The 12,016-nt window shown below is 64.6% G+C and carries 10 protein-coding genes; 8 read left to right on the top strand and 2 right to left on the bottom strand.

Annotation, left to right across the window (positions count from 1 at the left end; genetic code table 11):
- Positions 1-7 precede the first annotated feature (7 nt).
- Positions 8-1,141, bottom strand: coding sequence for an HDOD domain-containing protein (locus BM315_RS18330; RefSeq protein ID WP_090503820.1), 1,134 nt, complete (start codon positions 1,139-1,141; stop codon positions 8-10).
- A 46-nt stretch (positions 1,142-1,187) separates the two neighbouring features.
- A complete protein-coding gene (locus tag BM315_RS18325) occupies positions 1,188-3,461 on the bottom strand; it encodes a putative bifunctional diguanylate cyclase/phosphodiesterase (RefSeq protein ID WP_090503818.1) in 2,274 nt (757 codons plus the stop codon).
- Positions 3,462-3,614: 153 nt separating this feature from the next.
- On the opposite strand from BM315_RS18325, the gene desA reads away from it, so the two are divergent.
- From desA to BM315_RS18280, 8 genes are all read left to right on the top strand, one after another.
- Positions 3,615-4,802 carry a delta-9 fatty acid desaturase DesA gene (gene desA, locus BM315_RS18320; protein WP_090503815.1) on the top strand — a complete coding sequence of 396 codons (1,188 nt, stop codon included), beginning with the start codon at positions 3,615-3,617 and terminating at the stop codon, positions 4,800-4,802.
- A gap of 1,225 nt (positions 4,803-6,027) precedes the next feature.
- Entirely contained in the window at positions 6,028-7,293 is a 1,266-nt protein-coding gene (locus BM315_RS18310) for an OprD family porin (RefSeq protein WP_090503810.1), read from the top strand.
- A gap of 536 nt (positions 7,294-7,829) precedes the next feature.
- Positions 7,830-8,153, top strand: coding sequence for an ArsR/SmtB family transcription factor (locus BM315_RS18305; RefSeq protein WP_090503807.1), 324 nt, complete (start codon positions 7,830-7,832; stop codon positions 8,151-8,153).
- Positions 8,153-8,584, top strand: coding sequence for a YeeE/YedE family protein (locus tag BM315_RS18300; protein ID WP_090503805.1), 432 nt, complete (start codon positions 8,153-8,155; stop codon positions 8,582-8,584). Before BM315_RS18305 ends, BM315_RS18300 begins: the two co-directional genes overlap by 1 nt.
- Positions 8,585-8,586: 2 nt before the next feature.
- A complete protein-coding gene (locus BM315_RS18295; protein ID WP_090503802.1) occupies positions 8,587-9,006 on the top strand; it encodes a DUF6691 family protein in 420 nt (139 codons plus the stop codon).
- 13 nt (positions 9,007-9,019) lie between these two features.
- Entirely contained in the window at positions 9,020-9,208 is a 189-nt protein-coding gene (locus tag BM315_RS18290) for a YgaP family membrane protein (protein ID WP_090503903.1), read from the top strand.
- A 120-nt stretch (positions 9,209-9,328) separates the two neighbouring features.
- Positions 9,329-10,192: an MBL fold metallo-hydrolase gene (locus BM315_RS18285; protein WP_090503801.1), complete on the top strand. Its 864-nt coding sequence runs from the start codon at positions 9,329-9,331 to the stop codon at positions 10,190-10,192.
- A gap of 87 nt (positions 10,193-10,279) precedes the next feature.
- Complete coding sequence (locus tag BM315_RS18280; RefSeq protein ID WP_090503798.1) at positions 10,280-12,016, top strand: SulP family inorganic anion transporter; 1,737 nt, start codon at positions 10,280-10,282, stop codon at positions 12,014-12,016.

Here is a 12,016-nt window from a genome sequence, read left to right as displayed (position 1 = left end):
TTGGCATTCAGGCCAGCCCGGCGAGTCGACGCAGGCGCGCCTGAGCGTTGCTGTCGACGCTGGCATCCTGCTCGCAGGCGGCCAGGCGCATGAGCACGGCCGCGCGCTTGATGCTGTTGTTGGGCAGGGCATAGCAGGCGCCGATCAGTTCGCGCAGGGCCATGGGCAACTGCCAGCGCGCCTTGATCGCAATGGCGAAGGGTGAACTGAATTGGCCAAGCGCTTGTGCTACCTGCGCTTCGCCGAGGTTATGCCCGCGCTTCTCCCAGGCCTGGGCCAGGTAGAGCACGCAGAGCTCACCCATGCGGTGCAGCAGCGCCGCGCTATGAAAGGGCGCCGGATCCAGGCTGCACTGGCGGGCCAGGGCCATGCTGGTTTCGGCCAGTCGTTCGCTGGCGTCCAGATGCACTTCGGCGAGCTGGCGCAGGAGTGGGCTATCCAGGGCAGCGGACTGGCGCAGGGCGAGGCCCATGGCCAGGTTGAGGCTGGTCGCCGCGCCGAGTTTGTGCAGGGCTTCGAGCAGGCTGATGCACGGGCGACCGGCGCCTTTGTAGGCGCTGCTGTTGGCCACGGTCAGCAGCCGGGCATTCAGGGCCGGGTCGTGGCGCCAGTCCTCGGCCAGTTCGCGCAGGCTCAGTTGCTCGCCCTTGAAGCTTTGCAGGAGGCGATCGCGGATGCCCTGGCTCAGCGGCAGGTCCAGTTCGCTGGCCGGCAGTTTTTCCAGGTGGGCCATGAAGTCTTCGTCGTCGACGGCGCAGGCTGCATGCTTCTGCGCTTCGGCCGCAGGCAGCAACTGGTCCAGGCTGGCGGCGACGCGCGAGGCCTGGAAGGGCTTGCTGATGAAAGCGTTGATCCCCAACGCGCGTACTTCCACCACGCTGCTGCGGTCGGTGCGGCCGGTGATCATCACCAGCGGTACCTCGCGGTTTTGCTGGCGCACCTGTTTGAGCAGCCGAGTGCCTTCGCCGTCCGGCAGGTTCCAGTCGCTGATCAGCAGGTCGCTGGGCTGTCGTTGCCAGTCCGCCAGGGCCTCGGCCACGCTGCCCAGGCAGGCGACTTCGGCATGCGGGCGCAGGCTCAGCACGATCTGCTTGAGCAGATCGGCGATCCAGTGATCGTCTTCGAGAATCAGTACCCGCATAGGTCTCGGCTATTCCTTGGCTGCGCTGCGCATGATGCTTGATTGCTCAGGACGCCGCTACGGCTGGTGTCGGCTCGGGCTCGGCCGGTTGCGGTCGGCCGAACAGATAGCCCTGGCCATAGTCGCAGCCGATCTGCCGGAGGAACTCCATCTGTTCCGGCCGTTCGATGCCTTCGGCCAGAACCTTGAGGTCCAGGCTGTGGCCCAGGGCGACCACCGCGCGGGTAATGGCGACATCGTCGCTGTCGTGGGGCAGGCCGCGGACGAAACTCATGTCGAGCTTGAGTTTGTGCACTGGCAGGCGCTTGAGCCGGGCCAGGGAGCTGTAGCCGGTGCCGAAGTCGTCGATCGCCAGGCGTACACCCAGGGCCCGCAGGCGCTCGAGCAGCGCCAGGGCTGCGTCCGGGTCGTCCATCACCGCGCTTTCGGTGACCTCCAGTTCCAGGCAGGCCGGGTCCAGGCCGGTGTCGGCCAGCACCCGGGCCACCTGCAGATCCAGCCCGCCGCGGCCGAACAGGCGGCTGGAGACGTTGACGGCGACGAAGCGCGGAACCTGCGTCTGCTCTTGCCAGAGCACCATCTGCCGGCAGGCCTGTTGCAGTACCCAGGCGTCGATGGCGCCGATCAGGCCGCTGTCTTCGGCGACCGGAATGAACTCTCCCGGCGTTATCAGGCCGCGCTGCGGATGCTGCCAGCGCACCAGCGCCTCGGCGCCGATCAGTTCGCCGCTGGCCAGGTCGTGCAGCGGTTGGTAGTAGACGCGCAGCTCCTGGTTATCCAGGGCATGGTGCAAGGCGCTGACCAGGTCGACGCGATGGCGGGCGAACTCGGTCAGCTCCTGGGTATAGAAGGCATAGCCTTCGCGGCCGCTGCTCTTGGCCTTGGACAGCGCCGAGTCGGCATTGCGCAGGACCTGCTCGAGGGTTTGCGCATCGCCGGGAAACAGGCTGATGCCGATGCTGGCGCTCATGTAGAACTCATGCCTTTCGAGGTTGAACGGTGCGCCCAGGCTGCTCAGCAGGAGCTGGGCCAGGCTGGCGGCCTGGGGCGCATCCAGGCAGTGCTCGCAGAGCAGGCCGAACTCGTCGCCGCCCAGGCGCGCCAGGGTCATGCCTTGGGCCAGTTGTGCGGCCAGGCGCTCGCCGACCGCCTTGAGCAGCAGGTCGCCGATGTTGTGGCCCAGGCTTTCGTTGATGTGCTTGAAGTGATCGAGGTCGATCAGCAGCACCGCACCCTGCCGTTCGGATTTGGCACGCTTGAGGGCGTTTTCGACCCGCTCGGTGAAGAGCAGGCGATTGGGCAGCCCGCTCAGCGGATCATGGTGGGCCAGGTGGTCCAGTTCGCTCTGCGAGCGCTTCAGGGCGCTGATGTCGGAGAACACCGCGACGTAGTGGCTGAGCTCGCCTTTGTCGTCGTGGATGGCGCGAATGCAGTGCCACTGCGGATAGATTTCACCGTTCTTGCGCCGGTTCCAGATTTCTCCGCTCCAGCTGCCCCGGGCTGCCAGCGCGTGCCACAGGCGTTTGTAGAACGCCCGGTCGTGGCGACCCGAACTCAGGTGGTTGGGCCGGCGGCCGATGATGTCCTCGGGGCTGTAGCCGGTGATACGGGTAAAGGCCGGGTTGACGTGAACGATCTTCTGCTTGCTGTCGGTGACCAGCACCCCGTCCTGGGTCGCATCGAACACGGCGGCGGCCTGGCGCAGGCTGTGTTCATTGGCCCGCCGTTGGCTGATGTCGCTGGCGGTGCCGATAATGCGCTCCGCTCGACCCTGGGCGTCGAGCTGCAACTGCCCGCGCGACTGGATCCAGCGGTAGTCGCCATCCTGGTGGCGCATGCGCAGGGTCACTTCGAATGTCTCCTGGCTGGCATTGTTCAGGATATCGGCGATGGTTCGCTCATGGCGGGCGCGGTCGTTGGGGTGCAACTGTTGCAGCCAGCGCGCCCGGCTGTTGCCCAGTTCCGTGGGTTGCAGGCCGAGCAGGGCGGTGTAGCCCGGCGAGAAGAACACCTTGTCGCTGCCCAGGTCCCAGTCCCACAAGCCTTCCCTGGCGGAGGCCAGGGCCAGGTTCAGGCGCTCTTCGCTGGCGCGCAGGGTTCTGCGCATGCGCGCCTGCTGGTGCAGGTGGGCGCGCAGGATCAGGTACAGCAGGACGCTGCTGAACAGCACGAAGCACAGCCCCTTGAGCAACTGCACCTGCTCGATACGTTCGGCAGGCAGGTGCAGCCAGGCCAGCAGGGCGTCACTGAAGACGATCCACAGTCCGGCAGCCAGCAGGTAGACCAGGGTCAGGCGCACCGCTCCTTGGTGTAGGCTCATAAGGTGTCCATCGGCTCTCCAGGTGGGCACTGTGATAATAGTGTAAGCAGCGGCCGGGTATTGTTATCTAAAAGACCAACTGGTTTTATGACCCATGCCGGTGATAATGCACTGTGGTCGCGTCACGTTTCCCTTTCAAGAGGCACTCGGCTCATGTGGTACAACGGTTTTCTCGACCTGTCGGTCTGGCAGTTGATCGTTGCCGTGCTGGTGATGACGCATATCACCATTGTCGGCGTCACGGTGTACCTGCACCGTTATTCTGCCCATCGCGCCCTGGAGTTGCATCCGGCGCTGAAACACTTCTTTCGTTTCTGGCTGTGGTTGACCACCGGGCAGAACACCCGCGAATGGACCGCCATCCACCGCAAGCACCACGCCAAGTGCGAAACCGTCGACGACCCGCACAGCCCGGTGATCAAGGGCCTGGGCACGGTATTGCGCAGCGGCGCCGAGCTCTATCAGCAAGAGGCGAAGAACCCGGAAACCCTGCGCATCTACGGCAAGAACTGTCCGGACGACTGGATCGAACGCAACCTCTATTCGCGCCATACCTTCGCCGGCGTGACCCTGATGGCGCTCATCGACCTGGCCCTGTTCGGCGTGATCGGCATCAGCGTCTGGGCAATCCAGATGATGTGGATTCCGCTGTGGGCGGCCGGGGTGATCAACGGTCTCGGCCATGCCGTCGGCTACCGCAATTTCGAGTGCCGCGACGCCGCGACCAACCTGCTGCCCTGGGGCATCCTGATCGGCGGCGAAGAGCTGCACAACAACCACCACACCTATCCCAACTCGGCCAAGCTGTCGGTGCGCAAGTGGGAGTTCGACATGGGCTGGGCCTGGATCCGGCTGTTCAGCCTGCTCGGCCTGGCCAAGGTGCAGCGCGTGGCGCCGATCGCCCATCGCATCGAGGGCAAGCGTAGCCTGGACATGGACACCGCCATGGCCATTCTCAACAACCGTTTCCAGATCATGGCGCAGTACCGCAAGCTGGTGATAGGGCCGCTGGTCAAGCAGGAACTGGCCAAGGCCGATGCCTCGGTGCGCCATCAGTTCCACCGCGCCAAGCGCCTGCTGGGCCGCGAGCCGAGCCTGTTGCACGACCAGCAGCAACTGCGCATCGATGCCATGCTGGCGCAGAGCCAGGCGCTCAGGGTGATCTACGAGAAGCGCCTGGCGCTGCAGCAGATCTGGCTCAAGACCAGCGCCAATGGCCACGACATGCTCGACGCGATCAAGCAGTGGGTGCATGAGGCCGAGGCCAGCGGGATCCAGGCGCTGGGTGAGTTCGCCGAGCAATTGAAGACCTACTCGCTGCGGCCCGCCGCAGTCGCTTGACTGGCGACAAACGTCCCGAGACGGTCACTTGAGTGAATGGCGACTGTGACCGTTTCAAGCATCGGTAGTCCGTTCGGAGCCTAGCAGGCCGTTGAAAAACTACCTACGTTGGCAATACTGCGTTAAAAACGGCCTCAAAATGCTCATTTACAGCACGTAAACTCCGCTTTTTCGGCCGTTTTTGCCTTGTCTTGCCTGCCTCGCCTACGTTTTTCAACGGCCTGTTAGCGGCGACCCTTGGATCACCCAAAGCCACTTCCTCGAGTGCGTCCGCTCGGCGTTTGTCCTGCCCGTCGACACCTTCAAGCATTTCACCGACAGCTACGCCCTGCGGGTGGGCGACCAGGCGTTGCAGCGCCGCGCTTGTCGCCGAGCGCCCGCGGCCTGAGCTTCAGTCATGGGGCAGGCGGTTCGGCATCAGCCCGAGCCGGGGCTGCCCCGTCCGTGCACTGCCGGCCTCGGTCCGGATATTCCCTGTTGCCCGTGTCCATGTCCCCGGGAAGCGGATCCTTTGCGGCTGAGGACGGCTGTTCCGGGCTCATGTCGGCATTGGCGATTTATCGCCGTTATCGCTATTGCGATGGGCGAAAATCCGCCTATTCGCCTGTGACCGGCTCCCCCGGATAAAGCGCCGTAAACCTGTAAATCTCCGGAATAGAGCGGTTTGCGCGCGTGGCTTGGCGCTTGGCGCAGTATCTGCATTGAGCTGTGCAGCACCAGCACTATTAGCGGTTTCGGCGTCCCGGAACATTCGGACGATTGTGCTCCGCACGCCATTTTCGGTGTGCGCGACGGCGCCGCTGGTCCGGAGGTTTTAGGCGCTCGGTTGACATGGGGAGCGTCGGCCTTCTACTCTGGACAGGCGTTATGTAAATTGGTATTACCAATTACTTTGAAGTGAAAAAACAATAATTCCAATAAAGTGCCGAGGTTTTCCATGGGGTTCACGCCTATCACGCGCTCTGCGTGCTTCTCTGGTTGTTCTGGTCAGGCCTGTTTGCACTCGCCTGCCGGTGGTCTTGTCGCCACCAGTCCGTTGCTGTCTCTCGCCCAAGTCACCAGACACGTCTGATTTCCTGCTCCTTCCGCTCTGCGCTTGCCGGTCATCTACCTGGCGAGGTTCGCGGGAGTGAGCCAACGAATTCGGTTCGTGCCTGCTCCTTCGTGGTCGAAGTCTGCGCCCGTGCCGATGTGCCACCCAAAAAAAACACTGGAGAAAACCATAATGAGAAAGACCTCCCTGGCGCTGGCCGTAGCCGCCGGCACCCTGGGCTTGACCCTGAGCCACGTCGCCAACGCCGAGTTCATCAAGGACAGCAAGGCCAGCATCGAAGCGCGTAATTTCTATTTCAATCGTGATTTGCGCGACACCACGGCAGCTCAGCAATCCAAGCGCGAAGAGTGGGCGCAAGGTTTCATTCTCAGGGCTGAGTCCGGCTTCACCGAGGGCACCGTTGGCTTCGGTCTGGATGCCTACGCCGGTCTGGGCCTGAAACTCGACTCGTCGGACGAGCGCGCCGGCAGCAACCTGCTGCCGAGCAGCTTCGGCGACGAGGGCCCGGGCGAATATTCGGAGGCGACCGCCACGCTCAAGGCCAAGATCTCCAAGACCGTGCTCAAGGTCGGCGGCCTGATGCCCAAGCTGCCGAGCGTATCGGCCAACGATTCGCGCCTGCTGCCGCAGAACTTCCTCGGCGGCCACCTGAACTCCCAGGAGATCGCCGGCCTGACGGTCGATGCGGGCCAGCTGAAGGAAACCAACCAGCGCGACTCCAGCGATTTTCAGGACCTGAGCCTGAACGCCGCGGGTGGCAAGCGTAACTTCAAGTTCGGCAGCAACGGTAACCAGGGTGACGACTTCAACTTCGCCGGCCTGTCCTACAAGTGGCAGGACAACCTGAGCACCGCTTACCACTACGGCGAGCTGGAAGAGCTGTACAAGCAGCACATCTTCAATGTGGTGCATGTGCTGCCGATCGCCGACCAGCAGTCGTTCAAGACCGACCTGCGCTATGCCCGCTCCACCGATGACGGCAGCAGCAACATCGACAACAAGGCCTTCGGCGCCATGTTCACCTACGCCCTGAGCGGTCACAAACTCGGCCTGGGCTACCAGAAGATGAGCGGCGATACCGGCTACGCCTATCTCAACGGCACCGATCCGTTCCTGGTCAACTACGTGCAGATCGGCGACTTCGCCAGCAAGGACGAGACCTCCTGGCAGGCGCGCTACGACTTCGACTTCGCCTCGATCGGCATCCCCGGCCTGACCTTCATGACCCGCTACCTGACCGGTGACAACATCGACCGCGGTGCAAATCTGTCCGATGGCAAGGAGTGGGAGCGCAACATGGACATCGGCTATGTGGTTCAGCAGGGCCCGTTGAAGAACCTCGGGCTGAAATGGCGCAACGCCACTGTGCGCAACAACTTCGCCAACGACCTGGACGAAAACCGCCTGATCCTCAGCTACACCCTGCCGCTGCTCTGACCTGCACCCCGCGGTTAGCGGGGCTGTCGGGCATGGCTGAGCAGTTGCATCCTGTTCAGCCGTGACACAAGAAAGCCCGGACCCTGTTCCGGGCTTTTTTGTGGGTGCTCATCGGGCAGCGCACCATCCGCTATCGCGCGGTGCCTGCTGACGCCGTCGAATCTGGAAAAGCCGCAATCCGTAGGATGGGTTAGCCGCCGGGACGATGGCAGGCCGGCTGCATGTTAAGCGCGGCGTAACCCATCAGCGATAGTGGCCACGGCGCCGAGTACGGGCATAGCGCGGTTGAGGGGTATCGCTACGCTCAACCTGCGAGAGCTGGCGTGCAATCCGGGAACTCAGCCAGAGCATCGCCCCGGGGCGGGCCTCCTACAGGTATGTGCGGTGCCTTGCGGAGCGCCAGCGAAATCAGGTGCGCTTTATGCTCGGTGGAATGGCCAAGCCAGATCTCGCCGGAGAGAGGTGCTGCCAATTTTTGCTTGCATAATAATATATAAAAAAATATATTGTTTTTAAATTAATTGATGGCTCGCCCCATGAACGCTCCCGAACAGACGCTCGATGTCCAGCAACTGCGCGCCAACGCCGATGCCGCCGGGCAGTTGCTCAAGGCTTTGGCCAATCCCGACCGCCTGTTGCTGCTCTGTCAGCTGTCGCAAGGCGAGCGCAACGTCAGTGAGCTGGAAAACCTGCTCGGCATCCAGCAGCCGACGTTGTCGCAGCAGTTGGCGGTATTGCGTCGTGAAGGGCTGGTGGAGACCCGCCGCGAGGGCAAGCAGATTTACTACCGGATCAGCAGCCCGGCAGCCTTGGCGGTGATCGATACGCTGTACCAGTTGTTCTGCGCCGGAGAGGCATGATGAGCATCGACTGGCTGAATTTCACGCCCTGGAGTTCGCTCGCGGGCGGTGCGCTGATCGGTCTGGCCGCCAGTCTGTTCGTGTTGTGCAACGGCCGCATCGCCGGCATCAGCGGCTTGCTCGGCGCGGTGCTGGAGGGCGGCGAGGGCCGGGCGGAGAAGGGCCTGTTCCTCCTCGGCCTGCTGCTGGCGCCGCTGCTCTGGGGGCTGTTTGCCGTGCTGCCGACTATCGAGTTCCAGAGCGGCTGGCCGGGCTTGCTGGGGGCCGGCCTGCTGGTCGGTGTGGGTACCCGCTACGGCTCCGGCTGTACCAGCGGCCATGGGGTCTGTGGCGTGTCCCGGCTGTCGCCGCGTTCGCTGGTGGCGACGCTGGCCTTCATGGCCGCCGGTTTCGTCACGGTCTTTGTTCTGCGTCATCTGCTGGGGGGTTGAACATGCGCAAACTGACCGCATTGCTGGCCGGCTTGCTGTTCGGCATGGGTCTGTTGCTGGCCGGCATGGCCAATCCGGCCAAGGTGCTGGGCTTCCTCGATCTGGCGGGGGCCTGGGATCCGTCGTTGGCGCTGGTGATGGCTGGCGCCATCGCGGTCGCTGCGGGGCCGCTGGCCTGGGCCAAGGGCCGCGGGCAGTCGCTGCTCGGCGCGCCTATGCAGTTGCCGGCCAAGCGCGAGCTGGATCGGCGGTTGATCGGCGGCAGCCTGGTCTTCGGCATCGGCTGGGGCATTGCCGGGATCTGCCCGGGGCCGGCGTTGGCCATTCTGCTCAGCGGCCATTGGCAGGTCAGCGTTTTCGTTCTGGCCATGCTGGCCGGGATGCTGTTGTTCACCGCGCTGGAACGCCAGCGTGTTCCTTGACTGGGAGATCATCATGAAAACCAACGTTGGCACCATCGACCGCAGCCTGCGCATCGCCGTCGGCTTGATTCTGATTGGCTTGAGCCTGAGCGGCACCATCGGCCTGTGGGGCTGGATCGGCGTCGTGCCGCTGGCCACCGGCCTGCTGCGTACCTGCCCGGCGTATTCGTTGCTGGGCATCAACAGCTGCAAACGCTCCTGAGAGGCTGTTGGCGATGCGCAGATGACGGGCGCTTTGCAAAGCGCCGGTCATCTCTCCCGGGCAGGGCTGCCGGCGCCTCGTTAACCCAATCCACAGAGGCTGCGAAGGAGGGCCGTCAGCATGCAAGCGCACATCGAAGCTTTTTTTGATCCTGCCACCTTCACCTACAGTTACGTGGTCAGCGATCCTGCGACCCGGCGCTGCGCCATCCTCGACTCGGTGCTCGACTACGACCCAGCCGCCGGGCGCACCTCGCGGCACAACGCCGACCGTCTGATCGCCTATGTGCGCGAGCAGGGTCTGCAGGTCGACTGGCTGCTGGAAACCCATGTGCACGCCGATCACCTGTCGGCTGCGGCCTACCTCAAGCGCGAACTGGGCGGCCAGTTGGCCATCGGCGAACGGATCACCCTGGTGCAGGACACCTTCGCCAAGCTGTTCAACACCGGACCCGAGTTCGCCACCGATGGCCGCCAGTTCGACCACCTGTTGCGCGACGGCGAGCGCTTCCGGATCGGCAACCTCGAAGCCCGTGCCATCCATACACCCGGGCATACCCCGGCCTGCATGACCTATGTGGTCGGCGATGCGGCCTTCGTTGGTGATACCCTGTTCATGCCCGATTACGGCACCGCCCGCTGCGATTTCCCCGGTGGCGATGCGCGGCTGCTGTTCCGCTCGATCCGCAAGCTGTTCCAGCTGCCGGATGCGACCCGGCTGTTCATGTGCCATGACTACAAGGCGCCGGGGCGCGAAGAGTTCCTCTATGAAACCACGCTGGCCAAGGAACGCGCGCATAACGTGCATGTGCATGAGGGGGTCGGCGAGGACGATTTCGTCGCCATGCGCCGCGCGCGCGACACCACCCTGGACATGCCGAGCCTGATCCTGCCGTCGGTGCAGGTGAACATGCGCGCCGGCCAGCTACCGCCGGCGGAAGCCAACGGCATCCGCTATCTGAAGATTCCCCTCGATGTGCTCTGAGGAGATGCCCATGGATTCCTTCAGCTGTCTGCCGCACAAGCCCTTGGCCGCGCCGGGCGCCGGCGACTTCGAACGGGAGAAAAGTAAATGAGCCTGCGCCGCTGGCTGCCCTGCCTTGACTGGGGCCGGAGTTACAACCGCGCCAGCGCCGCGCAGGATGGCCTGGCGGCGCTGATCGTCACCCTGATGCTGATCCCGCAGAGCCTGGCCTATGCCATGCTCGCCGGCCTGCCGCCGGTCGCCGGGCTGTATGCCAGCATCCTGCCGCTGCTGGCCTATGCCCTGTTCGGTTCCAGTCGCACCCTGGCGGTCGGCCCGGTGGCGGTGGTCTCGCTGATGACCGCCGCCGCCCTGGGGCCGTTGTTCCCCGCTGGCAGCGCCGAGTATGTCGGCGCCGCCATGCTGCTGGCGCTGCTGTCCGGGCTGCTGCTCGCCGGCATGGCCCTGCTGCGCCTGGGCTTCGTCGCCAACTTTCTCAGCCATCCGGTGATTTCCGGCTTTATCAGCGCCTCCGGGATTCTCATCGCGGTCGGCCAGCTCAAGCATATCCTCGGTATTTCCGCCTCCGGCGAAAATCTCCAGCAACTGCTGCCGGCGCTGCTGCACAACCTGCCGGCGGTGCACGGGCCGACCCTGCTGATCGGTGCCTGCAGCCTGCTGTTTCTCTGGTGGGTGCGTGGCCGGCTCAAGCCCTCGCTCATGCGCCTGGGGATGGGCGCCGGCATGGCCGGCAACCTGGCCAAGGCCGGGCCGGTGCTGGCGATCATCGTCGCCATCCTGGTGGTCAGCCTGCTGCAACTGGAGCAGGCCGGGGTCAAGGTCGTAGGCGCGGTGCCTCAGGGCTTGCCGGGGCTGAGCCTGCCCACCCTGGACTACCGCCTGGCCCTGCAGCTGTTGCCGGCGGCGCTGTTGATCAGCCTGGTCGGCTTCGTCGAGTCGGTGTCGGTGGCGCAGACCCTGGCGGCCAAGCGTCGCCAGCGCATCGAGCCGGACAACGAGCTGCTGGGGCTGGGCGGCGCCAACCTGGCGGCGGCCCTCAGTGGCGGCTTCCCGGTCACCGGCGGCTTCGCCCGCTCGGTGGTCAACTTCGATGCCGGGGCGCAGACGCCCATGGCCGGGGTGCTGACCGCCGGCGGTATCGCCCTTAGCGTGCTGTTGCTGACGCCGCTGCTGCACAACCTGCCGCAGGCGGTGCTGGCCGCGACCATCATGGTCGCGGTGCTCAGCCTGGTCGACCTTAAGGCCCTCGGCCGTACCTGGCGCTATTCGCGGCAGGACGGCGCGGCCCAGGCGGCGACCCTCGGCGGGGTGCTGCTGCTCGGCGTCGAGGCGGGCATTTTGCTGGGCGTCGGCCTGTCGCTGCTGTTGTTCCTCTGGCGCACCAGTCGCCCGCATATGGCGGTGGTCGGTCAGGTGCCGGGCAGCGAGCACTTTCGCAACATCGAACGCTTCGCCGTGGTGGAAAGCCCCAGCGTGCTGTCGCTGCGGGTCGACGAGAGTCTGTACTTTCCCAACGCGCGCTTTCTCGAAGAACGTATCGGCGAGCTGATCGCGGCGCGCCCGCTGGTGCGCCATCTGGTGCTGATGTGCCCGGGGGTCAACCTGATCGACGCCAGCGCCCTGGAAAGCCTGGAGGCCATAGTCGAGCGCCTGCAGGCGGCCGGGGTGCAACTGCACCTGTCGGAAGTCAAGGGGCCGGTGATGGATCAGCTGCGCCGTTCGGATTTCCTCGAGCACTTCGGCGGCCAGGTATTCGTCAGCCAGTACCAGGCGCTGCGCACGCTCGATCCACTGAGCACGCGGCGCGCCCTGGTGCGGGGGTAG

It is taken from the genome of Pseudomonas borbori (assembly GCF_900115555.1).
Taxonomy (GTDB): domain Bacteria; phylum Pseudomonadota; class Gammaproteobacteria; order Pseudomonadales; family Pseudomonadaceae; genus Aquipseudomonas; species Aquipseudomonas borbori.
Note: the sequence above shows the minus strand (reverse complement) of the source record. Positions and strands in the feature narration are given on the sequence as shown.